The sequence below is a fragment of the Paraburkholderia sp. OAS925 genome (assembly GCF_040543975.1).
Lineage (GTDB): Bacteria > Pseudomonadota > Gammaproteobacteria > Burkholderiales > Burkholderiaceae > Paraburkholderia > Paraburkholderia graminis.
On record NZ_JBEUNO010000002.1, the window covers coordinates 500,616 to 525,976 of the forward strand.

General features: G+C 62.7%; 22 protein-coding genes and 1 pseudogene. 16 read left to right on the top strand and 7 right to left on the bottom strand.

Translation table 11 applies throughout. The features are described 5' to 3' along the window. Positions 1-125: 125 nt before the first annotated feature. Positions 126-719, top strand: a complete 594-nt coding sequence (locus tag ABIE53_RS21065; RefSeq protein ID WP_029966860.1) for an acyl-homoserine-lactone synthase — start codon at positions 126-128, stop codon at positions 717-719. 112 nt (positions 720-831) lie between these two features. On the opposite strand, the pseudogene ABIE53_RS21070 reads toward ABIE53_RS21065, so the two are convergent. Continuing rightward, positions 832-1,522 (bottom strand): annotated as a pseudogene (locus tag ABIE53_RS21070) (FadR/GntR family transcriptional regulator). A gap of 233 nt (positions 1,523-1,755) precedes the next feature. Between ABIE53_RS21070 and ABIE53_RS21075 the strand changes: the two are divergent. After that, complete coding sequence (locus ABIE53_RS21075; RefSeq protein ID WP_192699678.1) at positions 1,756-2,235, top strand: universal stress protein; 480 nt, start codon at positions 1,756-1,758, stop codon at positions 2,233-2,235. A gap of 26 nt (positions 2,236-2,261) precedes the next feature. Here ABIE53_RS21075 and ABIE53_RS21080 read toward each other — a convergent pair whose 3' ends face one another. From ABIE53_RS21080 to ABIE53_RS21090, 3 genes are all read right to left on the bottom strand, one after another. Further along, a complete protein-coding gene (locus ABIE53_RS21080; RefSeq protein ID WP_006049654.1) occupies positions 2,262-2,651 on the bottom strand; it encodes a response regulator in 390 nt (129 codons plus the stop codon). A gap of 255 nt (positions 2,652-2,906) precedes the next feature. Continuing rightward, a complete protein-coding gene (locus tag ABIE53_RS21085; protein WP_192699677.1) occupies positions 2,907-5,513 on the bottom strand; it encodes a 2-oxoglutarate dehydrogenase E1 component in 2,607 nt (868 codons plus the stop codon). A 231-nt stretch (positions 5,514-5,744) separates the two neighbouring features. Continuing rightward, complete coding sequence (locus ABIE53_RS21090; protein WP_029966864.1) at positions 5,745-7,385, bottom strand: methyl-accepting chemotaxis protein; 1,641 nt, start codon at positions 7,383-7,385, stop codon at positions 5,745-5,747. Positions 7,386-7,861: 476 nt separating this feature from the next. Here ABIE53_RS21090 and fnr point away from each other — a divergent pair, with 476 nt between their 5' ends. Together fnr and ABIE53_RS21100 are read left to right on the top strand one after the other, a co-directional pair. Then, on the top strand, positions 7,862-8,710 hold the full coding sequence (gene fnr, locus ABIE53_RS21095) for a fumarate/nitrate reduction transcriptional regulator Fnr (RefSeq protein WP_107706929.1): 849 nt from the start codon (positions 7,862-7,864) through the stop codon (positions 8,708-8,710). Between the two features lie 125 nt (positions 8,711-8,835). Then, positions 8,836-10,164 (top strand): SUMF1/EgtB/PvdO family nonheme iron enzyme, encoded by a 1,329-nt coding sequence (locus ABIE53_RS21100; protein ID WP_192699676.1) that lies wholly within the window; start codon positions 8,836-8,838, stop codon positions 10,162-10,164. An 80-nt stretch (positions 10,165-10,244) separates the two neighbouring features. On the opposite strand, the gene ABIE53_RS21105 is transcribed toward ABIE53_RS21100, so the two are convergent. After that, entirely contained in the window at positions 10,245-10,988 is a 744-nt protein-coding gene (locus ABIE53_RS21105; RefSeq protein WP_192699675.1) for an SDR family oxidoreductase, read from the bottom strand. Between the two features lie 107 nt (positions 10,989-11,095). Between ABIE53_RS21105 and ABIE53_RS21110 the strand changes: the two genes are divergently transcribed. Both ABIE53_RS21110 and ABIE53_RS21115 read left to right on the top strand, forming a co-directional pair. Then, complete coding sequence (locus ABIE53_RS21110; protein WP_107706932.1) at positions 11,096-12,019, top strand: LysR family transcriptional regulator; 924 nt, start codon at positions 11,096-11,098, stop codon at positions 12,017-12,019. A gap of 71 nt (positions 12,020-12,090) precedes the next feature. Next, a complete protein-coding gene (locus tag ABIE53_RS21115; RefSeq protein ID WP_006049661.1) occupies positions 12,091-12,393 on the top strand; it encodes a VF_A0006 family four-cysteine protein in 303 nt (100 codons plus the stop codon). A 53-nt stretch (positions 12,394-12,446) separates the two neighbouring features. On the opposite strand, the gene ABIE53_RS21120 is transcribed toward ABIE53_RS21115, so the two are convergent. Continuing rightward, the gene (locus ABIE53_RS21120) at positions 12,447-13,370 is read right to left on the bottom strand and encodes a LysR family transcriptional regulator (RefSeq protein ID WP_006049662.1); all 924 of its coding nucleotides are present in this window, start codon (positions 13,368-13,370) and stop codon (positions 12,447-12,449) included. 72 nt (positions 13,371-13,442) lie between these two features. Here ABIE53_RS21120 and ABIE53_RS21125 point away from each other — a divergent pair, with 72 nt between their 5' ends. The 10 genes from ABIE53_RS21125 (at position 13,443) to ABIE53_RS21170 (ending at position 23,942) form a co-directional block, all read left to right on the top strand. After that, complete coding sequence (locus ABIE53_RS21125; RefSeq protein ID WP_192699674.1) at positions 13,443-14,696, top strand: MFS transporter; 1,254 nt, start codon at positions 13,443-13,445, stop codon at positions 14,694-14,696. Positions 14,697-14,729: 33 nt separating this feature from the next. After that, positions 14,730-15,608, top strand: a complete 879-nt coding sequence (locus ABIE53_RS21130; RefSeq protein WP_192699673.1) for an alpha/beta fold hydrolase — start codon at positions 14,730-14,732, stop codon at positions 15,606-15,608. A 137-nt stretch (positions 15,609-15,745) separates the two neighbouring features. Next, positions 15,746-16,624, top strand: a complete 879-nt coding sequence (gene sapR / locus ABIE53_RS21135) for a sap1 transcriptional regulator SapR (protein WP_192699672.1) — start codon at positions 15,746-15,748, stop codon at positions 16,622-16,624. A gap of 5 nt (positions 16,625-16,629) precedes the next feature. Then, on the top strand, positions 16,630-17,196 hold the full coding sequence (gene ddpX, locus ABIE53_RS21140; RefSeq protein ID WP_053859950.1) for a D-alanyl-D-alanine dipeptidase: 567 nt from the start codon (positions 16,630-16,632) through the stop codon (positions 17,194-17,196). 53 nt (positions 17,197-17,249) lie between these two features. After that, positions 17,250-18,857, top strand: coding sequence for an ABC transporter substrate-binding protein (locus tag ABIE53_RS21145; RefSeq protein WP_006049667.1), 1,608 nt, complete (start codon positions 17,250-17,252; stop codon positions 18,855-18,857). A 20-nt stretch (positions 18,858-18,877) separates the two neighbouring features. Beyond that, a complete protein-coding gene (locus ABIE53_RS21150; RefSeq protein ID WP_006049668.1) occupies positions 18,878-19,948 on the top strand; it encodes an ABC transporter permease in 1,071 nt (356 codons plus the stop codon). 58 nt (positions 19,949-20,006) lie between these two features. After that, the gene (gene nikC, locus ABIE53_RS21155) at positions 20,007-20,921 is read left to right on the top strand and encodes a nickel transporter permease (protein WP_192699907.1); all 915 of its coding nucleotides are present in this window, start codon (positions 20,007-20,009) and stop codon (positions 20,919-20,921) included. A gap of 1 nt (position 20,922) precedes the next feature. Then, positions 20,923-21,831, top strand: coding sequence for an ABC transporter ATP-binding protein (locus ABIE53_RS21160; RefSeq protein ID WP_192699671.1), 909 nt, complete (start codon positions 20,923-20,925; stop codon positions 21,829-21,831). Continuing rightward, positions 21,828-22,595: an ABC transporter ATP-binding protein gene (locus ABIE53_RS21165; protein ID WP_006049671.1), complete on the top strand. Its 768-nt coding sequence runs from the start codon at positions 21,828-21,830 to the stop codon at positions 22,593-22,595. Before ABIE53_RS21160 ends, ABIE53_RS21165 begins: the two co-directional genes overlap by 4 nt. Before the next feature lie 198 nt (positions 22,596-22,793). Beyond that, positions 22,794-23,942, top strand: coding sequence for a branched-chain amino acid ABC transporter substrate-binding protein (locus ABIE53_RS21170; protein ID WP_114157718.1), 1,149 nt, complete (start codon positions 22,794-22,796; stop codon positions 23,940-23,942). A gap of 32 nt (positions 23,943-23,974) precedes the next feature. Here ABIE53_RS21170 and ABIE53_RS21175 read toward each other — a convergent pair whose 3' ends face one another. Next, the gene (locus ABIE53_RS21175) at positions 23,975-25,255 is read right to left on the bottom strand and encodes a dipeptidase (protein ID WP_310075422.1); all 1,281 of its coding nucleotides are present in this window, start codon (positions 25,253-25,255) and stop codon (positions 23,975-23,977) included. Between the last annotated feature and the right edge of the window lie 106 nt (positions 25,256-25,361).

Below are 25,361 nucleotides of genomic sequence, written 5' to 3' on the forward strand. Positions count from 1 at the left end.
CTATCTCAAATTCTGCGTTATCCGATAAGCATGCACACCTATCCAGGTAGATAGGTGGCGGAACGATTCAGAATGCATAAGTTTTCCTGCGTATTGGTTTTCCCCAACACGTTCAGGAGAACGTCATGCAAACAGCAATCCGGATTGGAATGCGTCAAGAGTTCGACAACGAAGACATCAACGAGATGTACCGCCTGCGGGCGCGGGTGTTTCACGGCCGGCTGGGGTGGGATATTCCGACCATAGCGGGCATGGAGATCGACGGCTACGATGCGCTGGGACCGCATTACATGCTGATTCAGGGCGACGACCGGCGCGTGCGCGGCTGCTGGCGCCTCATGCCGACCGAGGGGCCGAACATGCTGAAAGACACCTTCCCGCAACTGCTGCACGGCGCGGCGGCGCCGGTTGGGCGGCACATCTGGGAACTGAGCCGCTTCGCGATCGACACCAGCGGCGAGGAGAAGTCGTTCGGTTTCGCCGATGTGACGATGCAGGCGATCCACGAGCTGGTCACGTTCGCGGACCGCATGGGCATCACGCGCTATGTGACGGTGACCACGACGCCAATTGAACGGCTGTTGCGCAAGACCGGCATTGAGATCAGCCGGCTCGGCTCACCGCTGCAGATCGGCGTGGAACGCGCAGTGGCGCTCGACATTGCCGTGAGTCCGAAAACGCGCACGGCTCTGTTCGGGCCGATGGCCGCGGCCGCTTAGCTCCTCCACCGCTTCGCTGCTCCGCCGCCTGGCTGCCGGCCGCCGGCCATCGCAACTGTCCACGCGCTGCTAACTCTGCTCGATCCGCGCGCGGCGGATCACGCGAAGCTCCCTACGAACCAAACATCCGTTCGAGCGCATTTTCCAGGTGCGCTCGCATCGCCTGCCCTGCCGCCTGCGGGTCTTTACGGCGGATCGCGTCGAGCACCGCTCTGTGCTCAGCCTGCACAAGGCGCTGCCGCTCCACGGTTTTCACGAGCGAGAGATTGCGCGACAGGTTCATGCTGAAAACAATCTGTTCCTCGATGAACGACATCACCGTGATGAAAAACGGGTTGCGCGACGCGCGCGCCACCGCGAGGTGGAACAGGAAGTCGTCGTGTGCGCCGATGCCGCGCGTCTCGATGATGCGTTCCAGTTGCTGCCACGCTTCTTCGATTGCGGCGATGTCGTCGGCGTCGGCTTTGAGTGCCGCATGCTCCGCCGCGCCCGTCTCCGTGACGATGCGAAATTCATAGCAACGGCGGATGTCGGACAGTGTTTCGAGCGGCGCAAAACGCCGCACGTCGGGATCGGGCCGCCGCGCGACCGTCGTACCCGAACCGTGGCGCGTCACGATGATGCCGTCCGCCCGCAGCCGCGCCAGCGCCTCGCGCACCGTGGGCCGGGAGGTCGAAAAAACGCTCGGCCAGCGCGTGCTCGGTGGGCAGCCGCTGACCTTCCTTGTACTCGCCTTCGAGAATGCGATTCAGGATGTCGCCGTAAATCTTGTCGGGCAAGCCCGTCGTTTTGCGCTCGTTCATCGGCCGGGCGGATGCAGCTTGTCAGAGTAGGCTCCAATTGTAAGGCAAACCCTGGCGGCATTCGCTGCGTTTCGCGCTCTTGCAATCGAGTCAAAGGGCGCCGCGCCTGATCGCAAACGCGGGCCGGCTTCCGCGGCTCCACGTCAAAATTTGTGAACCGGTTGATTTACATCCTGTCCGAACGCAAGTCGGTGGATCATGATCGAAGTTTCGCAACCTGACGTGGAGTGGATATGTACACACGCATTCTTGTAGCGGTCGACGGCAGCCAGACTTCGCGCCGCGCCTTCGAGGCGGCGCTCGCGCTCGCCAGATCGACGGGCGCTGTTTTGCAGCCGCTCTATGTCGTCGAAAATACGCCGATGTATTTCGAGGCGCCCGGCTACGACCCTTCGGTGCTTCGCAACCGGCTGATCGAACAGGGCAAGGAACTCGGCGTGGAGTTGGCGCGCGAAATGGACGCGCAAGGTGTGAAGGGCGAGATTGTCGTCAGCGAAGCCGCGTCGCTCGATGATGTATCAACCGCCGTGCTGAAAGCCGCCGCCGACTTCAACGCCGATCTGCTCGTCATGGGCACGCACGGCCGGCGCGGATTTCAACGGCTGATTCTCGGCAGCGTCGCCGAGCGCTGCGTGCGCCAGGCGCGCTTGCCGGTGCTGCTGATTCCATCGGCGGCAACGAAGCAGGCCGACGATCCGCACGCGGATATCTGAAGTCGCCACAACGGCGTGCGGCAGCATCAAGGCTGCCCGCCGCGTTGCAATGCGCGATGAGTCACGTGATCGTCCAGCAAGCGCCGCATCGTTGCGAGCAGGATCGCGCCGTCCACGGGCTTGCGCAGGAATCCGTCGAAGCTCACGAAGGCGGGCGGGCTCGGTTCTCCCGAGACAAGGATGAACGCGACGTCGGCGAGACCCGGCAGCGTGCGCAACCGGTGGCATAGCTCGCTGCCCGACATGACCGGCATGCGCCAGTCGGCAACCACCACGTCGACCGGCGCGGCCATGAACTGCGCGAGCGCCGACTTGCCGTCGAGCGCCGTCTTTACTTCGTAACCTCCGGCGGCGCAGACGGCGCTCCATGCATCGAGCGCCTCGGCGTCGTCATCGACCAGCAGTACGGTTGCCATGTGCAATTGTCCTATCGCTTCGACGACCTGCTTCGCAACCCGCATGCCAACGCGCGCTGCCCGCTTGCGCGAGCCGGCGTGCCCGTAGGCAAGCCGCGAAATCAGGCTGTGAAACGAAGCCGGAAAGCGCGAGGCTGCCGCCATGCGGCATGGTTAATTGCCGCTCGCGAGAGCCTCGCGTGTCGCTGCCTGTTGTTGTTAACAATAGCAACTCAATCGCACCTCGGCAGGCAAACCGCTTGACGTTGTGCAACGTCAGCCGCGCGCCAGAGCAGCCGCGACGAGGCGCTGCTGTTCGTCGCGATGCGCGCGTATCGACGAGTGCGCGCCCGACGGACTTTCGCGCCGGCACACGTCGACAATGCGGCAGTTCGCCGGCACCGCCTGCTCGATTTCGTCGCGTACGAAATGCCATGCGCCGTGCTTCTTTTCCTCTTCCTGCGCCCACACCACTTCCTCGAGTTGCGGGAAGGCGGCGAGCGCAACGGCAAGCTCGCTCGTCGGAAACGGATACAACTGCTCGACGCGGATGAGCGCGGTTCGCGTGTCGCCGCCAGCATCGCGCGCTGCCTGCAAGTCATAGAAGAACTTGCCGCTCGACAGCACGACGCGCGTCACGTCTTGCGGCGAAGCGACGCCGCTGTCTTCCAGCACCGGAAGAAACGCGCCGCCGATCAACTCGCCGAGCGGCGAATGCGAGCGCGCATTGCCATAGAGCTGTCCTTTCGGCGACATCACGACGAGCGGCTTCGGCTCCGCGCTCAACGCCTGCTCGCGCAGCATATGGAACCATTGCGATGACGTCGACGGCATCACGACCTTCATGTTGCCGCCCGCGCATAGTTGCAGAAAGCGGCTGACATACCCGGTCGAATGCTCGGGGCCGACGCCTTCGTGGCCATGCGGCAGCAGCATCGTCAAACCGGAGCGCTGGTCCCACTTGTACTCGCCCGCGGCAATGTATTGATCGATGATCACTTGCGCGCCGTTCACGAAGTCGCCGAACTGCGCTTCCCAGATCGCGAGGTGAGAGCCGGTCTGCACGCTGTAGCCGTATTCGAAACCCAGCACCGCCTCTTCGGTCAGCGGCGAGTTGACGATGTCGAACTCGCCTTGATGCACACCGAGGTTTTGCAGCGGCACATAAGGCTCGGTCGCGTTTGCGGTGTCGCTTGCCGCGTTGCCCGCCGCATTGCCTTGCGAATGCCACACCGCATGCCGATGCATGAATGTGCCGCGACCAACGTCCATGCCGGAGATGCGCACGCTATGGCCGTCGTCAAGCAACGTCGCGTATGCCAGGTTTTCCGCGAAGCACCAGTCGACGGCCGCGGTTTCATCGGCGACGCTCTTTTGCCACTGCGCGGTGATGTTGCGCAGCAACTCGTGCAGCCGGAACGCGGGCGGCGTGCGAGTCAACGCCGCGGTCAACGACTGCATGCGCGCGAGCGACAACGGCCGCGTGCGCTTTATCCGGTTGCCGTGAGACCGTGACGAAGTTCGCGCGGACGGCGGCGTCGTCTGAAGCTCCTTTAATGCTTCCGCGCGCAGCACGTCGAGCGGCGTTTCTTCGCCGATGGCCGCGTGATACAACTCCGTGACGGTCTGATGCATCGCGATCGCCGCTTGCTGCAACGGCTGCGTGAGCGCGGGGATGTCATGCTCCGAGTGACCCAGACGCCGATAGCCGATCAGGTCGATGATCACATCGGCCTCGTGCTCCATCCGGTATTGCAATGCGAGCTTCGCGGCGCGCATCACTTCGTCGGGACGATCGGCGTTCACGCGGATCACGGGCGCGTCGATCATCCGCGCAATGTCCGTGCAATACGAATACGCTTCGGCGTCCATCCGGTTCGGCGTCGTGAAGCCGATCTGATTGTTCACGATCACATGGATCGTGCCGCCCAATGCATAGCCGTCCTTGCGTGTCATGTTGAGCGTTTCCATCACGATGCCCTGGCCCGCGAAGGCGGCGTCGCCGTGCATGACGAGCGGCAGGCAGCCAAAGCCGCGATGCTCGTCCTGGTACGCGCGCGCCATGCCGCTCACCACCGGATAGACGCTTTGCAAGTGCGACGGATTGGGCGCAAGGAAGATCGCGACATCGCCGTCTTGCGTCTTTCTCACCGTACTGGCGCCGAGGTGATACGGCAGATCGCGCTGCACGGCCGCGGCCTCCGAATCGGGATCGAGACAATCGACCAGCTTCGCCGGATCGAAGTCCATCACGTTGGCAAGCACATTCAGGCGCCCGCGATGCGGCATGCCCGCGAACACCTGCCGAACGCCATGAGCGGCAGCCTGATCGACGATTGCTTCAATGAGCGGCACGAGGCTCTCGCAACCTTCGAGCGAGAAGCGCTTTGCATGTTCGAATCGGGCCGCCACATGACGCTCCCACGTTTCAGCGGCCACGAGGCGGCGCAGCAGACGGCGGCGCGGCTCGCGCGCCGGCAACGGCGCAAGCTGCTCCGTCTTGAGCCATGCGGACAACTGGGCGCGGCGCTGCTGATCGCGGATGCCGGTCAGATCGAGGCCGATCGCGCCGCAATAGACGCGCCGCAATTGCCGCTCGAGTTCATGCACCGCGGCCGAAGGCGGCAGCAGCGGATTTTCGGCGCCGATCGGCTGCGCCGGATCGAGCCCATGAAACACAGGGTCGAGCTCGGGCACCTCGGGCACGGGCGCAAGGCGCAGCGGATCGAGCGACGCCTGACGATGACCGTGCTGACGGAACGCGTCGATGAAGCGCCGGACCTGCAGCGTCCGCGCTACCGGCGACAGGTCGCCTGCCGGTTCGATAACCGCGCCGGCTGGCGAGCGTGAAAGAACAATCGATTCGGAAGAGACGTGGGACATGTTGGATAGCGTGCGGAAGAAACCGTTAATCGGATTCCGCTGTCCGCATGCGAATGCTCGGGGCGTACGCCCGCGACGGCAACGCGACGGTTGGCCGTGATCTTCGGCAGACAGCGAAACGGGAAAGAGCGCGATGCGGATGCGGGCTTGCAGCAGCGCTCGGTCTTCTATGTGTTATCGAGCCGGTCCGCGCGACCGGCTCGTGTCTCCGTCCGTTGCCTGCCTCGACTTCTACTGGGCCGACACGAGCCAAGCACCGGCATCGCTGACATCATTCGAGCGATGCGCATGCGAGTCGCGCGTGACGCGACGTTGTTTCGACGTGGCGTCGTCGAGCTTGAAGGTGCTGACGGTCTGCGTGAGTTGCTGCGCCTGGTCTTGCAGAGCCTGCGCCGCAGCGGCGCTTTGCTCGACGAGCGCGGCGTTTTCCTGCGTCACCTTGTCCATCTGCGTGACGGCGTGGTTGATCTGCTCGATGCCTTCGCTTTGCTCCTTGCTCGACGAACTGATCTCGGCCACGATTTCCGTTACATGACGAATGCTCTTCACGACTTCGCCGATGATCTGTCCGGCTTCCTCGACCATCTTGCCGCCGGTGCCGACCTGACTCACCGAGTCCGCGATCAGCTCCTTGATTTCCTTCGCTGCAACGGCGCTGCGCTGCGCGAGGCCGCGCACTTCGCTTGCGACCACCGCGAAGCCGCGCCCGTGTTCGCCCGCGCGCGCCGCTTCCACGGCAGCGTTGAGCGCGAGAATATTGGTCTGGAACGCGATGCCGTCGATCACGCCGATGATCTCGACGATCCTGCGCGACGACTCGTTGATGGCGGTCATCGTGCTCACGACCTGGTTCACGGCTTCGCCGCCGCGCACCGCGACATCCGACGCGCTCGACGCAAGCTGATTGGCCTCGCGTGCGTTATCGGCGTTCTGCTTGACCGTCGACGTGAGTTGCTCCATCGCGGCCGCCGTCTCTTCGAGCGAGCTCGCCTGATGTTCGGTGCGGCTCGACAGGTCCATGTTGCCGCTCGCCACTTCGCGCGTCGCCTGGCTGATCGTGTCCGTGCCCTGGCGCACTTGCGCGACGATGCCGTGCAGATTGCCGGTCATGCGTTCGAGCGCGGTGAGAAGGCGGCCCACTTCATCGGTCGAATCGATGTGCAGATGATGCGTGAGATCGCCGGCCGCGACCGCTTCGGCGAGAACGACCGCGCGGTTGATCGGCCGCGTGATGGTGCGCGTGATGAAGATGCCGGTCGCGATCGCGATCACCGTGGCGAACAGCGCGAGCAGAATCATTTGCAGCTTCGCGTTGTGCGCTTCGGCGACGGCTTCGGCGACATCGCGCGCCATCCGGTCCGCCTGCACGTCGACCATCTTGTCGACGAGAACGTAATAAGCGTCCTGCAGCCGCGCCATGTCGCCCTGATAGACGTCGCGCGCGTCCTGCTGCTGGTTCTTGCTGACCAGATCGAAGAAGCTCTTCACGCTCACGCCGTAAGCCGAGCGCGCGTCGAACTGCTGCTTGAAGAGCGCCCGGGTTTCATCGCTCGTCAGGTGCTTTTCGAGCTCGGCGTAGGCTTGCGCGTTCGCTTTGCGGATCGCCGCGTAGTCGTCCATGTACTGCTTGGCTTTATCGGGCGACGTGGTCAGCAGCAGATTGCTCAGAATGCCGTTCGCCTTGTATCCGTTGCTCTTGATCTGATTGCTGAGCGCGATCAGCGTATAGCGATTGCTGACGATCTCATCCATCTTCGTGTTAGTCGACTCGAGATGCTCGATACCGACGACAGCCGTGCCGACCAGCAGCGCGACCATCAGCGCAAAGGCGGAGCCAAGACGAACCCCGATTTTCAAATTCGAAATCTTCATGTGTCTAATTCCTTCCCCAACCGCTCGATAAAAGTTGTCGCGAAGCGCGCGCAGTTCACCGCATTGCGGCACCGCCCCGCGCTTCGGCGTGAACACATCCGCCTCGTCTCAAGGCGGTTCACTCGATGACGCCGACATGGGCGCGTTGTAGTCCGCCCCTTTCTCGCTGCCGTCGCATTCTTCAGACAATATGACGACAAAAATTCCTAAACCTTGAGAGTGGTGTGCGCGAGAAAGAAAAAAATTCGCCAAACGTTTGCGAGTGCGCGGGAAAGTCGCTGGTAGACGCAAAACGTTGAGTAAGAGCTCGCGCGGGCGGGAAAGCGCATTCGGACGCTTCCGCGTTTGGAGGACGCGAGGCGCGGCGTTCTGACGTCGCTCAAGAGGCTTGAGCGCGGGAGCGCGTCATTTTGCCGCGAAACGGGGGACAGAGCCGGTGGGACAATCAATCATTACCTCCTGACATCGGCTCAGACATGTTGACCCCTACCGTTGTGATTCCCGCCCCGCCTTCGGCCCCGACTTCCGCCCCGAGTTCGGCCCCGGCTTCCGCAGTTCCGGGCGGCTCCGCCGTCACCTCGCCCGCACCGCGAGCCAGCCGCCGGGCGACGCCGCGTGCCGCCACGCGCACGCCCACCCGCAGCGCCGCGCGCTGCTCGAGCTGCTCGATGCGGCAGTTGTGCATGCCGCAAGGCTTGTCGAACGACGAACTCTCGAAACTCGAAACGCTGATCTGCTCGGCGCGCTCCGTGCATCGCGGGGAAGCGCTGTACCGCAGCGGCGACCGTTTCGACAACATTTACGCAGTGCGCTCCGGCTCGATGAAAACCGTCATGGCGCACCGCGACGGGCGCGAACAGGTCACGGGCCTGCGGCTTGCCGGCGAAGCGCTCGGCCTCGACGGCATCAGCGAAGACCGGCACGCGTGCAGCGCGCTCGCGCTCGAGGACAGCACCGTGTGCATCGTCCCCTACACCGCGCTCAAGTCGCTGTGCCGCGAAATCGGCTCGATGCAGGAGCGCCTGCACAAGCTGCTCGGCGAGCAGATCGTGCGCGAAGCCGCCCAGATGATGGTGCTCGGCTCGCTGTCGGCGGACGAACGGGTCGCGGCCTTTCTGCTCGACGTGTCCGAGCGCAATGCGCAGCGCGGCTATTCGTCGGCGGAGTTCAATCTGCGAATGACGCGCGAGGACATGGGCAGCTACCTCGGCATGACGCTCGAAACCGTGAGCCGCACGCTGTCAAGATTTCAAAAGCGCGGCCTGATCGACACGCAAGGCAAGCACATTCGCATCGTCGATCTGGACGGCTTGCGGCAGGTCTAAACCCCGCGCACAGGGCCGGCCGCGGCCCTTTGCACGTTTTTCCGGCGGGTCTTTTGCCTTGGCATGGCAACTGCGAGCGGGTACAGTCTTTGTTTAGTCCGTCCCCCGCAAGGAGACCCGGCGAAATGAACCGCGATCCCCGCCCGCATCACCCGCTCGTTCAGCGTCTGATCGACGCGCGTCAAGTTACCGACGCTCTCTTCTCCATCGTCAAGCCCGAGTTTCTGTACGAAAGACCGATTCGCGAGCGGCATCGCATCGTGTTCTATATCGGTCACCTCGAAGCTTTCGACCGTAATCTGTTCGATCAGCGTCTGTTCGAACTGCCCGCTTTCGATCCGCAACTCGATCAGCTTTTCGCCTTCGGCATCGATCCGGTTGATGGCGGCTTTCCCACCGATCAACCAGGCGACTGGCCTTCGCTCCAGACCGTGCGCGAGTATGGCCTGCGCGCTCGCGAACAGATCGACCGCGAACTGCGGGCGCTGACCGATTCCGCGCGCGTCGATGCGTCGGAGCAATTGCTGAATGTCGCGATCGAGCATCGGCTGATGCATGCGGAGACGCTTGCGTACATGCTTCATCAATTGCCGCTCGCACAGAAAGTGACCGAGCTGCGCGAGCCTGTCGTGACCGGTCCGGGGCGCGCGAACGGCGCGTCGCCGATGGTCCGCGTGCCTGCGGGTTCGGCCACGCTCGGGATGCGGCGCGACGGCGGCCGCTTCGGCTGGGACAACGAGTTCGGCGAATTGCAAGTGGACGTGCCGGCCTTTGAGATCGACCGCTATATGGTGACGAACGGCGCGTTTCGCGAGTTCATCGACGCGGGCGGTTATCGCGAGCCGAAGTGGTGGTCGGAGCAGGACTGGGCGTGGAAGGAAGCCGAGGGCATCGAGCATCCGGCATGCTGGTCGCGGCGCAGCGTCAACAGCGAACGTAACGGGGAAGACAGCGGTGAAGGCAACGGCGTTCGCGACGAATGGACGTTGCGCACCATGTTCGACGACGTGCCCTTGCCGCTCGACTGGCCCGCGTACGTCAGCCACGCCGAGGCGAGCGCCTATGCGCGCTGGGCCGGCAAGGCGCTGCCCACCGAAGCGCAATGGCAACGCGCCGCACAGGGCGCGCCGCACGCGGGCTCGGGCAACTTCGATTTCCGTAGCTGGGACCCTCGGCCCGTCGACGCTTATCCGGAGAACGTGAGCGCATTCGGCGTGGAAGGCCAGTTCGGCAACGGCTGGGAATGGACGTCGACATTGTTCGACGGCTTGCCGGGGTTCGAGCCGTTTCCGTTCTATCTGGGCTACTCGGCCAATTTCTTCGACGGCAAGCATTACGTGCTGAAGGGCGGATCGGCGCGCACCGCGCAGTGCATGTTGCGGCCGACGTTTCGCAACTGGTTTCAGCCGCATTATCAGTACGTTTATGCGGGGTTCCGCTGCGTGAGCGCGTGACGAATCACGCATAAGAGAACAAGCCTGCCGAAAAAATCGACAGGCTTGCTTATGCGTCGCTTCCTACGCGCGCGACTCGATCAGGCGTTGAAACCGCCGTCGATCGTCAAGCTCGCGCCCGTGACAAATGCCGCTTCCGGGCTGACAACATAAGCGACCATCCCTGCGATTTCATCCGGCCGTCCATGACGCGGAAGCGCCATGAAACCGTGCAGCATCGACGCGAAATCGCCGGATTCAGGGTTCATGTCCGTATCGGTCGGACCGGGCTGCACGTTGTTGACCGTGATGCCGCGCGGACCGAGATCGCGCGCGAGGCCTTGCACGAGTCCGCGCAACGCGGACTTGCTCATTGCATACGCGGCGCCGCCGGGAAACGGCATGCGTTCGGCGTTGACGCTGCTGATGTTCACGATGCGGCCGCCCTCGCCCATATGCGGCAACACCGCCTTCACCGCGACGAACACAGCGCGCACGTTGACTTGCAGCGTTCTGTCGAAATCCTCGAGCGAGAACGTCTCGACCGGGCCTAGCGCGAGCACGCCCGCGTTGTTCACGAGAATATCGATCTTGCCGAATTTGGCGGCGACATCGTCGATCGCGCGGCTCACCGCGGCGGCATCGCCCGCGTCCGCTTGCAATGCGAGCGCGCGGCCGCCCTGCTGCTCGATGCTGCCGGCGAGTGCCTGCGCGGCCGCCGACGAACCCTTGTACGTGAACGCTACCGTCGCGCCTTCCTTCGACAAACGTTGCACGATTGCCGCGCCGATGCCCCGGCTGCCGCCGGTGACGAATGCAACTTTGCCAGTCAGATTTGCAGTCATGTCTTGCTCCAATGGGTGAGTGAGTGGAGAGCAGTATCGTCCTGACATTCCCCTTCGACTAGCGTGTGATCTAGACTATCTCTTTCAACTGTTTGTCCGAAATCGCCGTGGAGCCTCTCAACCTGATCGAATCGTTTGTGCTCAGCGCAGAGCACCTGAGCTTCTCGGCGGCGGCGCGCCGGCTCGGCCTGACACCGGCCGCCGTGAGCAAGAACGTGGCGCGGCTCGAGACCTCGCTGGGTCTGCGGCTCTTTCAGCGCAGCACGCGCAAGCTCACGCTGACGACCGAAGGCGAGAAGCTGTTGCGCGAAGTCGCCGCGCCGTTCACCGCGCTGCAAGACGCGTTTGCCGGTGCTGCCGTCCAGGACGGCAGGCCGGCGGGCACGCTCAAGGTGAGTCTGGGACTGGCATTCGGCCGCGAATATCTGGTGCCCTTGCTGGGCGAATTCCTCGAGCACTATCCGGCGATCGTGCCGGATTGGCACTTCGATAACCGGCCCGTCGATCTGATCGCCGACGGCTTCGATGTCGCCATCGGCGGCGGCATTGAACTGACGCCGGGAATCGTGGCGCGCGAGTTGGCGCGCACGCATGTGATCGTGGCGGCATCGCCGGCTTATATGGCGACGCGCACGATGCCCAGGCACCCGTCCGAACTGAGCGGGTTCGACGGAATCGTTCGCCGCTCGTCGACAACCGGCCGGTTGCGCGCGTGGACGCTGCAGAACCATGTGGGCGAGCAGTACCAGGCGGAGTGCCGCACGCGCATGATCTTCGACGACCCCGAAGCGATCGCGCATGCGGCGATGCACGGCCAGGGCGTCGCCTTCCTGCCGATGCCGCACGCAGCGCCCTGGCTCGCAAGCGGCGCGTTGATGCGTCTCTTGCCGGCGTGGTACGCGGACCAGGGACCGATATCGATCTACTATCCGAACAAAAAACTGTTGCCGGCGAGGACGCGCGTGTTTATCGATTTCGTCGTCGATGCATTTCGAAAGCAGAAGCTGGCCGCGAAATTCGACGGCCGATAAGGCGGCGCGTGTCCGCCTATAACGCACATGCTACGATTATCTGCCGTCATCTCAGCGAGCTTTCCGCACTCATGCTCAGACTCGTTTTTGTGCTTGTTTCAGCAGCGCTCGCCGCGCCGCTGTCGGCTTTCGCATTCGGAGGCGGGAATCCCGAGTACGACCAATGCATTCTGAATTCGCTCGCGAATAGCCAGAGCAATTACGCGGCGCGCGCCATTACCAATTCGTGCATCGCGCTCTACAAAAACGGTGCACTGCTGTTGCCGCGTGAAAGGGCCTATCACGTGTGCGTCTTGCAGAATGTGCAGAGCGTGCGAGGCGCGTTTGCAGTCAACGAAATATTGCATGCGTGCCGTCGGCAGAATCCCATGTGACGCGATGCGGACTCACGTTGCGCACCCGCGCTTGCTCTAATCAACCCGCCGCCCTAAAGCGCGACGCTTTCGAGCCGCGACGCCAGAAACTCCACGAATAGCCGCGTGCGCGCGGGCAGGCGCCGCGTAGGTAACCATAGCGCCTGCAACGGCAGCGGCGACAGTTCATAGTCGGTCAGGATCAGTTCCACGCGACGCTGCTGCACCAGTTCGCCAATCTGCCAGTACGCGGCGCGGCCAATGCCGAGACCGCTCGCAACGGCATCGTTGATCGCCGCCGTGCTGTTGCTTTCGAAGCGCCCGCGCACCTGCACCGACTCCTCCACTCCGCGTTTGCTGCGATAGCGCCACAGCGAGGCTTCCGGTAATGACGAGCGGACCACGCAATCATGCTGCTTCAAATCAGCCGGCCGCAGCGGACGCCCGCGCGCCTCGAGATAAGCGGGCGACGCGAACGTCACCCGGCGGATGGTGCCGAGCCGCCGCGCAATCAGATTCGAGTCAGGCGTCTCGCCGATACGGATGGTGACGTCCGCGCCGCTCGTCGCCGGATCGTCGTACTCCTCGGACAGATCGAGCGACGCCGTGAGCCGCGGATAACGCGCGAGAAACGCCGCCACCAGCGGCGCGATATAGCGCGGACCGAAGAGCGTCGGACCGCAGATACGCAGACGCCCCGACACCGTGGTTGCATGCTCGGCCAGTTCGGCGCGCGCCATCGCGAGATCGGCGAGCACCTGCTTGATGCGCGTGTAGAACTGCTCGCCCGCCGTGGTGAGCCGGCACTGCCGCGTGGTGCGCGCAACGAGCAGCGTCCCTGCCTCGCGCTCGAGCACTTGCAGCGAGCGGCTGACCGCTTGCAACGACCGGTCGAGCCGTCGCGCGGCTGCAGTCAGGTTGCCTTCCTCGGCAATCGCGACAAAAACCTCGAGGTCGCGCAGCGATCCATTATCCATTTTTGCGGGAGAAAGAGTCATTTTCCGCCCCGATTATCTATCAGATAAGCGCGAGTAGCATACGAAGCATCGTTCTCGCGGAGCCACCTGCGTATGCCATCGACTAATCAGAGCCCTGCCGCCGTTGCGACGCCCGCATCCATCGCGACGCGCCCTTATGCGATTGCCGTCGGCATCGCGGTACTCGGTTTGTACGCGTCGCAAGCGCTCGTCAACGATCTCGCCACGTCTGTCGGACTCGGCGCGTGGGCCAACATGGTGACGATGCTGACGCTCACCGGCTACGCCGCCGGCCTGCTGCTTCTCGTGCCGCTCGTCGACCTGTTGCCGAACCGGCCGCTCATCATCGCGACGCTCGGCGCGCAAGTGTTGGCGCTCGCCGTTCTCGCCGCCGCCCGCGAGCCGGTGGCCTTCCTGGCGGCATCGTTTTTCGTCGGGCTGACGTCGAGTGCGATACAGATGCTCGTGCCCGTCGTCGCATCGCAAGCGCCGGAGGCCGATCGCGGCCGCGTCGTCGGCGACGTGATGAGCGGCCTGATGCTCGGGGTGCTGTTGTCGCGGCCGGCGGCGAGCCTGATCGCCGGCGCGTTCGGCTGGCGCAGCTACTACGCGATCGACGCCGCCGCGCTTGCCGTCATGTCGGCATGGCTGTGGACGCATGTACCGGACCGGCGTCCCGTTCATCAAAGCTCGTATGCCGCGTTGATCGGCTCGCTGCTGCATCTGATCCGCGACGAACCGGTGCTGCGGCGGCGCGCGCTGTACCAGGGTCTGTTGATGGTGTCGTTCAACCTGTTCTGGACGAGCGTGGCTTTGAAGCTCGCGAGCGCGCCGCTGCGGCTCGGCCATGTCGGGGTGGGTCTGTTCGCGCTGGCCGGCGCGGGCAGCACGATCATCGCGCCGGTCGCGGGACGCCTTGGCGACCGTGGCCTCGACCGGCAAGCGACCATCGCCTTCCACTCGATCGTCGTATTGGCAAGCTGCATCGCGCTGCTCGGCGGAAGCAGCGGCCTGCCGCCGGCCGCTTCGCTCACGCTGCTCGTGCTCGCGGCGCTGCTGCTCGATCTCGGCGTGATCGGCGATCAGGCGATGGGGCGCCGCGCGGTCAACCTGCTCAACCCGCAGGCACGCGGCCGCGTGAACGGCCTTTTCACCGGACTCTTTTTCGTCGGCAGCGCAATCGGTGCGCTGCTCGCGGGGCCCGCATGGGCGTTCGGCCACTGGATGGGTGTGTGCATGGCCGCCGCGGCATTTGCGCTCGCCGCAAACGTACTGCATGTCGTGCAGACGGCGGCGCCGACGCGCACGTCGCGCACGGCGCCTTCTAGTGCCGAGCCACGCCCTTGATATCGCACCTTTCCACTTGAGGACAAACCGATCATGGATGCAACCCGTTCTACTTTCCGCTATTCGACGGTGAACGTCGACGGCGTCGACATTTTCTATCGCGAGGCAGGGCCGAAGGACGCGCCGACCCTTCTACTGCTGCATGGCTTCCCATCGTCTTCGCGGATGTACGAACCGCTTATGCCGTTTCTCGCGCCGGAGTTTCGCGTTATCGCGCCGGACTATCCGGGCTTCGGCAATAGCGAGGCTCCGTCGCCCGAAAGCTACGCGTATACGTTCGACAACATCGCGCGATCCATCGACCTGTTCACCGATGCGTTAAAGCTCGATCGCTACGTGCTGTTCATGGCCGACTATGGCGGCCCGGTAGGATTCCGGCTTGCGATGGCCCGGCCGGACAAAGTGAAGGGCATCGTGATTCAGAATGCCGTCGCGCATGAAGAAGGACTCGGACCGCTGTGGGAAACGCGCAAGGCATTCTGGAAAGACCGCGCGCAACACGAAGCGAGCTTGCGGGCCAATCTCGCCTCGCCGGATGCGTTGAAGCTGCGGCACGTGGGCACAAGCCCGAACCCACAGCGCTACGACCCGGACAACTGGCGCGACGAAGAACAGTTTCTCGCGCGCCCCGGACAGGCCGCCATTCAGACCGACCTCTTCTACGATTACCGCACGAACCTCGAATCGTATCCGCGCTGGCAAGCGTGGTTGCGTGAGCATCGGCCGCCAACGCTCGTGACCTGGGGCAAGTATGATCCGTCGTTCACCGTGCATGGCGCACACGCGTACCAGCGCGACGTTCCGGATGCCGAAGTGCATGTGCTCGATGCCGGCCACTTCGCGCTGGAAGAAGCGAGCGACGACATCGCTGCGTTGACGCTCGATTTCATGCGGCGGGTGTGGGCACCGTGAGACAGTATGCATCGCGCATCAACGACTATCACCCCGCGGCTTTCGATTAAAAAATTAATGTAGCGCCGGCTTTATTGTCCTTGTCAGATAGCTACCACAGCACGCTTTCATGACAGGTAAATAACGAACAGCCCGCGATGCGCACTGCGTTTACCGATACGGTCCAGGAGAGCTTCACCACGCTCACGCCGACAGCCAAGCGCATTGCCACCTATATGCTGGCGAATCTCGATCGGCTCGGCCTTGAGACGGCCGATCAGATCGCGCAGCAAACGGGAACGAGCGGCATTTCCGTTGGACGCTTTCTGCGCAGCGTCGGCTATCGCAATCTGGATGACCTGAAGCGCGAGTTGCGCGGCGCACAAACGCGTCCGTGGTTCATTACCGACCGGCTCGACGAGTATCGCAGCGAGCGCCACGACGAACACTCGGAGGGCATGAGCCGGCAGCATGCGGCACTCGCACGGTCGCTCGATCTCGAAGTCGATGCGGTGCGCTACGTCTATCAGCTCGCAGAAAGCGAAGCATTTGGGCGTGTCGCTCAACATGTTGCGACGGCGGACGCCGTCTATATCGTCGGCATTCAATCGACTCGCGGCATATCGAACGCGTTCTTCAGCTACCTCGAATATCTGCGCCCGCGTGTGTTCTATTCCGACGGCATGTCGGGTTCCTATGTGGATTCACTGAACTCCGAGTTCGCTTCGCCCTATCTGATTGTGACGGACACGCGCGCCTATTCGCGCATCGCACGCCGTTATTGCGAAGCCGCGGCGCAGCGCAACATCGCGTTTGCGCTCGTCACCGATCTCTATTGCCCGTGGGCGCGCGACTTCAATTGCGATCTGTTGCAAGTGAAGACGGATGTCGGCCAGTTCTGGGATTCCCTTGCGCCGCTCACGTGTCTGTTCAATCTCTTGCTGAGCTCGATTGTCGAGCACCTCGGCCCTGCCATCGACGAGCGTGTTGCGCGTAACCGCGAACTGCAACGCGAACTCGATCAGTTCGAATTCTGACCACCATGACCGACAAACATCGCCTGATACACATTACGCACGACACGCATCGTGTGGACATCGACCTCGTTTATGCGACGCCGCGCAACTTCACCGGCAAACCGATTTACCGCGAAGCGCATTGCCTGCTGCTCGAACCGGCCGAAGCCGCATTGCGTAAAGCCGTCGAACTCGCGGAGAGCATAGGCATGAGCTTGCTCATCTTCGACGCGTACCGTCCGCCTCAAGCGCAAAAAGTACTGTGGGACTTTCTGCCCGATCCGACTTACATCGCGGAACTCGGCCGCGGCTCCAACCATAGCCGGGGCACGGCTATCGATCTCACGCTGATAGACGGCAATGGCGAACCGCTCGACATGGGCACCGGTTTCGATGAAATGGTGAAAGCCTCGGAACACTTTCACCACGGCCTGCCGCAACACGTGCAGCGCAATCGCCTGCTGCTGCTCGGCATCATGCACGCAGCCGGCTTTACGCACATCGCAAGCGAATGGTGGCATTACGAATTGCCTGGCTCGCGCGCGCTGCCCGTCATCGACAACAGCGAAAGCGGCCCATTGAAGTTGATGTGATTGGTTTCCGGCTGTCCATTTGCAGGTTCTCTTCCTTTAGATACGGAGCGAGTATGAATCTGGTTTTGCGCAATGCGCTGGCAGCAGTCGCGGTGGTATCCGCGCTGACATTTTCCGTCACCATGACAGGCAGCGCGCTCGCGGCGACGCCGAAAGACATGCTTGTCATGGCCACGACGCTCGACGAATTCTCGACACTCGACCCCGGCGAAGTCTATGAACTGGTGCCCGAGGAATACGTCGCGAATACCTATGACCGTCTTGTGCGAGTCGATCTGAAAGACCCGTCGAAATTCAATGGCGACGTCGCACAATCGTGGAGCGTGAGCCCCGACGGACTCACGTTCACTTTCAAGATTCGCTCTGGCCTCAAGTTCCATTCGGGCAATCCGCTCACGGCCGATGATGTCGCGTGGTCGATCCAGCGCTGCGTGCTGCTGGATAAAGGCGCTGCCGCCGTGCTGCAAGGCATCGGCCTCACCAAAGACAATGCGCTGCAGAAAGTACAAAAGATCGACGACTCGACAGTCAGCATCACGACCGATCAGAAATACGCGCCCACCTTCGTACTCAATGTTCTCGGCGCGTGGCCCGCATCGGTGCTCGATAAAAAGCTGCTGATGTCGCATCAGAAAGGCAATGACTTCGGCAACGAATGGCTGCGCACGAACGAGGCCGGATCGGGCGCATACAAGCTCGTCAAATGGACCGCCAACGACAGCATCATTCTGCAGAAATACGACGATTACCGCATGCCGCTCGCGATGAAGCGCATCGTGCTTCGTCACGTTCCCGAAGCGTCGAGCCAGCGCCTGCTGCTGGAAAATGGCGATGCTGACGTCGCGCGCAATCTGAGTCCCGACGATCTCGCGGCATTGACGAAATCCAACAAGGCGCATGTGATGGCCGTGCCGCAAGCGACACTGCTCTATCTCGGTCTGAACGTGAAGAACCCGAATCTCGCGAAGCCGGAAGTACAGGAAGCAATGAAATGGCTGATCGATTACAACGGCATTCAGACGAACGTCGTGAAGACGACTTATAAGGTTCATCAAACGTTCTTGCCGGAAGGCTTTCTCGGCGCACTCAATAGCAACCCCTATCACCAGGACGTTGCAAAGGCGAAGGCACTGCTCGCCAAAGCAGGCTTGCCGAACGGCTTTAGCGTCACGATGGATGTGCGCAGCGCCTATCCGTACAACGAAATTGCACAGGCAGTGCAAGCCAATCTGGCTCAAGGCGGAATCAAAGTCGAGATCATTCCTGGCGATAACAAGCAGACGCTCGCGAAGTATCGCGCGCGTCAGCATGACATTTATATCGGCGAATGGTCCGCCGACTATATCGACCCGCACAGCAATGCGCAGGGCTACGCATGGAATCCGGACAACTCCGACAAGTCCTCGTACAAGATGCTCGCATGGCGTAATTCGTGGGACATTCCCGATCTGACGAAGCAGACCAACGCCGCGCTTGCCGAGTCGTCCACCACAAAACGCGCACAGCTTTATCAGACGATGCAAAAGGACATGCTCGCGCATTCGCCGTTCGTCATCATGTTCCAGCAGGTATCGCAGGTCGCGATGCGCCCAGGCGTGTCCGGACTCGAAGTGGGGCCGATCAACGACCTCGTTTCGTATCTGCACGTGAAGAAGCAGTAATCGCCTGGCGGCGCTGGATCATGTCGACAACCTTGACTCCTATCGACCGCATTCGCGCCGTGTCCGCGCGCCGCGCAAGCGTGCGTTGGACACTGCGCGTGCTGCGCTGGGCGCTCACGCTCGCCATCACGTTTACGGGCCTGCTTGCCGTGACGTTCGTGATTGGCCGCAAGGTGCCGATCGACCCTGTGCTCGCGATACTCGGCGATCGCGCGTCGGCGGCCGCCTATGCGGCCGCGCGTATCCAGTTGGGTCTCGACAAGCCGCTTGCCGAGCAATTCCTGATCTACGTGAATGCGGTATTGCATGGCGACCTCGGCATGTCGCTGCTAACGGCCAAGCCCGTGCTCGACGACATCCGCCGCGTCTTTCCCGCGACGCTCGAACTGGCGACGCTCGCGACCATCGTCGGCGTATTGGTCGGCGTGCCGCTCGGCGTCGTGGCGGCGACGCGGCATAACCGCTGGATCGATCACGTTGCGCGCTTCGTGGGGCTGATCGGCAGTTCCGTGCCTGTGTTCTGGCTCGGCCTGATGGGACTGTTGCTGTTCTACGCGAAGCTGCATTGGGTGTCGGGCCCTGGCAGACTGGACCCGGTGTTCGACGGCATGGTGGACTCGCGCACGGGCAGCCTCCTCGTCGATTCGCTGATGGCCGGCGAATGGGACGTGTTCTTCAACGCGGTCTCACACGTCGCGTTGCCTGCCGCGATACTCGGTTATTACTCCGTTGCGTATCTGAGTCGAATGACGCGCTCGTTCATGCTCGATCAGTTGAACCAGGAGTACATCACGACGGCGCGCGCGAAGGGCGTGCCCGAACGGCGCGTCGTGTGGGTGCATGCATTCGGCAATATCGCGGTGCCGCTGCTCACGGTGATCGCGCTTTCGTATAGCTTCCTGCTCGAAGGTTCGGTGCTCACCGAGATCGTGTTCGCGTGGCCCGGCATTGGCTCATATCTGACGGGTGCGCTGCTCAATGCCGACATGAATGCCGTACTCGGCAGCACGCTCGTGATAGGCGCTACTTTCATCGCGTTGAATCTGCTCACCGACGCGCTCTATCGCGTGTTCGATCCGCGCGCCCGCTGATGCAAAGGAGACTACTTACGTGCGTCCTCCTCTCGAACATTCGACGCAGGACTGGCCGATGAATGCGCCGCGCCTTTCGTGGAAGCAATGGCTGCTCACCGACACACCCGCGTCGCGCAAGCAGGCCGCGCTGGGCCTTGCCTATCGACGCTGGCGGCGTTTTGCGGGTAATCCTCTATCCGTGTTCGGCTTTGCCATTCTGATGGTGCTCGTGATCGTCGCGATCATCGGACCGTGGATCGCGCCACATGATCCGTTGCGCCAGGTGCTCTCCGACCGCTTGCTGCCACCGGGCTCGGCATCGCATTGGCTTGGCACCGATCAGCTTGGGCGCGATATTCTCTCGCGCATCATCTATGGCTCGCGACTGACTCTGTCGATAGCCATCCTCGTGGTCGTGGTGGTCGTGCCAATCGGCCTGATGATCGGAACAACCGCGGGCTTCTTCGGCGGCTGGGTCGATAACGTGCTGATGCGCATCACCGATATCGCGCTCGCGTTTCCGAAGATCGTGCTCGCGCTCGCGTTCGCTGCGGCGCTCGGGCCCGGCGTGATCAATGCGGTGATCGCGATCTCCATCACCGCGTGGCCCGCGTATGCGCGTCTCGCGCGCGCCGAGACGTTGAGGCTCGTGCAGGCCGACTTCATTCAGACCGCGCGTCTGCAAGGCGCGTCGAATCTGCGCATTTTGCTGCGCTATGTGATGCCGCTGTGCATGTCGTCCGTGATCGTGCGCGCCACGCTCGACATGGCGGGCATCATTCTCACTGTCGCGGGTCTCGGCTTTCTCGGGCTCGGCGCGCAACCGCCGAGTCCCGAATGGGGCTTCATGGTCGCTTCCGGCCGCAACGTGCTGCTCGATTCATGGTGGGTCGCGACGCTCCCAGGTTTCGCGATCCTGCTCGTGAGCCTCGCGTTCAACCTGCTCGGCGACGGATTGCGCGACGTGTTCGATCCGCGTCACGGAGACTGACATGCGCAACGACGAAGCGGATGCACCGCTGTGCGAAATCGACGATCTGCGCATTGCCTTTCGCGCGCACGACGGCACGCTGAATGAAGCGGTGCGGGGTTTGTCGTTGACGTTGAAGAAGGGCGAGCGACTCGGCATCGTCGGCGAATCCGGTTCTGGAAAGTCGCTCACGGGCCGCGCGCTGCTCGGCTTGTTGCCGCCCGCCGCGCATTGCACGGCCAAACGGCTACGCTTCGACGGACACGACATGCTGACCATGCCGACGGACAAACGCCGCCGCTTCTGCGGCTCGCAGATGGGCATGGTGCTGCAGGACCCGAAGTATTCGCTCAACCCGGTCATGACCGTCGAGCAGCAGATGCGCGAAGCGTTCGCGCTGCACGAGCCGAAGCTTGGCCGTCGTGCAATGCGGGCAAAAGTCATTGCGGCGCTCGAGTCCGTGCATATCCGCAATCCTGAACGCGTCGCCCGCTCTTATCCGCATGAACTGTCGGGCGGCATGGGGCAACGCGTGATGATCGCGATGATGGTTTCAACAGGCCCCCGTCTGCTGATCGCCGACGAGCCGACGAGCGCACTCGATGTACTCGTCTCCATGCAAGTGCTGGCCGTGCTCGATGAGCTGATCGAAAAGCATCAGACCGGCCTCATCTTCATCAGTCACGACTTGCCGCTCGTGATGTCGTTCTGCGACCGCGTGGTCGTGATGTACGCGGGACGCGTCATCGAAACGTGCGCCGCGCGCGATCTGATCCACGCGCAGCATCCTTATACCCGCGGGCTGCTTGCGGCGAATCCGCCGCTTGTCGACCCACCCGCCGAATTGCCGGTGCTCTCGCGCGACGCAGCGTGGCTCAGCAAGATCGGCGACATCGGCGACATCGGCCAGCAGCAAGGAGCGCCGCTATGATCCGCGTCGATGCACTGACCGTGCGCTTCAAGACGGCTGCCGGACTCTTCGACGCGGTACGCGGTGCGAGCTTTCATGTCGAGGCCGGCGAAGTCTTCGGTCTCGTCGGTGAATCAGGCTCCGGCAAGTCGACTATTCTTCGCGCGCTAAGCGGACTCGCGCCGGCTGCCGAAGGGTCCGTGCATATCGCCGGAGCGGATCGCGACATGCGCGGGCGCCATGTGCAGATGGTCTTTCAGGACCCTTATGGCTCGCTGCATCCGCGCTTCACCGTCGATCAGACGCTGCGCGAACCGCTCAACATAAATGGAATCGGCGGCGAGGAAGCGCGCATTGTGAATGCGCTGCGTGAAGTCGGCCTCGATCCGTCGTATCGTTTTCGCTATCCGCATCAATTGTCGGGCGGACAGCGACAGCGCGTTGCGATCGCGCGTGCGTTGATCGTCGAGCCGCGCGTGTTGCTTCTCGATGAACCGACTTCCGCGCTCGACGTCTCCGTGCAAGCCGAAATTCTCAACCTCCTCAAGCGCCTGCATCGCGAGCGGAATCTCACGATGATTCTCGTCAGCCACAACCTGGCGGTAGTCGGCTTTCTGTGCTCGCGCGTGGCGATCATGCGCAATGGAGAGATCGTTGAAGAGCTTCCGATCGAGAAGATTCGCGCGCAGCAGGTCGAGAGCGAGTACTCGCGCACGCTGTTGCTCGCGACCGGCGGTTATCAGCGCAAGGCTGTCGAAGCATTGGGCGTGGACGCGTCTTTATGAAAGATCGCGTCGAAGCAGCCGGCTCGCGCTCGCGCGCAGCAGGAGTATTTGTCCCGATTGCTTCGTGTTGCCCTGCTGTGCCGTAATGCGGACAGGGACCGTCGAGAAAGTTAAAGACGGAGCGTTATCAGTCTTCCTGGCGGCCGTTCGCGGACGCCATAGCAGTGACCTCATGCTTGCCGACAAAAAGGAGAAGACATGCGTTTTGCTAAGACTTTCACCCCTATCGCAGTTGCAGTTGCGGCACTGCTCGCCGTCGCACCGCTCGCCTCTCGCGCGGATACGGTCGTCAAAATCGGCTTTGCGGCACCGCTCACTGGGCCCAATGCCAGTTACGGAAAAGATCTGCAGAACGGCGTCAAAATGGCGCTCGACGACGCCAAAGCGCAAGGCGTCAAGATCAACGGCCAGCCTGTCTCGTTCGAACTCGTCTCCGAAGACGATCAGGCCGACCCGCGTGTCGGCGTGCAGGTCGCGCAAAAGCTCGTGGATGGAGGCGTGTCGGTCGTCGTCGGGCACTTCAATTCCGGCACGACTATTCCTGCTTCCGATCTCTACGAGAAAGCGGGCTTGCCCGTCATCGATCCGGCCGCCACTAATCCGGTGATCAGCAGCCGCGGCTACAAGAACGTCTTCATGGTGATTTCGAGCGACGCGCAAAACGCCGGCACCGCGGGCGCCTATGCAGTGACGACGACGAAGGCCAAGCGCATCGCGGTGATCGACGACCGCACGGCCTTCGGTCAAGGCGAAGCCGATGAGTTCGTGAAGGCAGTGAAGGCGCACGGCGGCGACATCATCGATCGCGAATACACGACGAATCAGGCGACGGACTTCAAGACGCAGCTCACGAACCTCAAGAGCAAGAACCCCGATCTGATTTTCGTGGGCGCGCTCAATCCGCAAGCGGCCGGCATCATGAAGCAGATGAACCAGCTCGGCCTCAAGGCGCAGTACGTGGGCGGCGGCGGCGTGAAGGACGTCGACTTCATCAAGCTCGCGGGCAACGTGTCCGAAGGCGCAATGGCATGGGAATACGGGCGCCCGCTCGACAGCACGCCCGTCGGCGCAAAGTTCGCCGAGCGCTTCAAGCAGAAGTTCGGCCAGGACGTGCTCTCGTATGCGCCGTTCGGCTACGACGCCGCGTGGACCGCGATCAAGGCGATGCAGGCAGCCAATTCGACCAAGCCCGACGACTACCGCGCGAAGCTGCAGAACATCAACTTCGAAGGCATCACAGGGCAGATCGAGTTCAACGCGAACGGCTCGCTGAAGACGGGTTCTTCCACGCTTTATCAGGTGAAGAACGGACAGTGGGTGACGGTGAAGACGGTTAGTGGGCTTTGAGGGTTGGGGGCGTTGTTGAGTGAGAGTGAGAGTCAACTCAACGACGCCTCGAACACGCGCCGGTAGTTGCCGCCTAGTAGGTGTCCGGTTTCTGTTTGGGAGAAGCCGGTGGCGAGCAATGCTGCGCCCAACGCCGGTAGTTGTTCATAGCGCGTGAAAACCGGCGGCGCAATGAAGCCGAGCATGTCGGTGCCGAGGCCGACGTGTTCGACGCCCACCACATCCGCCATGCGCTTGAAGCCGTGCGCCATCGCATCGAGGTCGTGGAATGTGCCGGAACTCGGCCACACGCCGATCACGCCGCCCGTGTCCGCGACAGCGCGCGCATGGTCGGCTGTGATCAGGCGGCTGCGCGCGCCCGGATGTCCTGCGAGCGCCGTGTGCGAGAGCACCAACGGCTTCGTCGTGACTGAAGCTGCGCGCTTCACGAGATCGAACGTGCCGTGCGCAACGTCCACCACAATACCCAGCGCATTGCAGCGGCGCACGACATCCGCGCCGAAATCGCTCAAGCCGCCGTGAACAGGCGCCTCCGTTTGAATGTCGCCGAGTTCGTTCACACGGTAATGCGTCAATTGAAGGTGACGTAGATGATGGCGCGAGTACGCCTCGTCGATACGCTCCAGTTGCCCCTCCAGAAAGTCCGCGCCCTCGGCGGCGATGATCACGCGCGGTCTTTTTTTTTCCGTCGACGCCAGCATGCTTGCATTCGTCACGATGACGAGTTGCTCGCGATCGACCAGTTCTTTCGCGCGGGCGAATTCCGTTTGGCCGAGTCGATATAGCTCGCCTGGCTGCGGCTCGCGCCACGCCTCGAAACGCTTGCGATCGGCGGACACGTGCGTGACGACGGTATCGGTGACGATGGCGAGGCAGATCACATTCATCCCGCCCGCGCGCATCGGGGCGCTGACGGGCGTCAATGGCCGATGGTCGCCTATGGCCGGATCGCGTGAGACGATGACATGGCCCGCATGACTGTGCATGTCGATGGTCAATGCGCCCGGGGATGCTTGCCATTGCTGCTGTTCTGAGCGCGAATCGGTGTATCTGGCAAAGCGGCCAGGCGCGCAAGCCGCGAGCCCCAGCGCGGTGGTTGACGCGAGGAATGCACGCCGAGTCATGCGCGATAAGGGTGGCTGCGCGACGCTCGCCGCTTCATCAACGCGCTCGGCCAGTTCGAGCCGATAACGCCAGCCCGCAGGATCGTCGACGAGTCGCATCAGACGGCCACGCACGGTGACTGGGTCTGCGTCGAGCGGGACCGGCTCGAGCGGAATGACTTCAATGCAAGTGAAAGGATCGCGTGGCACGCAGCCACCACAACAAGGTTCTTGCGCGGCGAGGAGGAAATAGTCGACGGTGGGTGCGGTCGCGTCTAGTGAAATCATCCAGCCTTTGATTTGCACCATGCAGCCG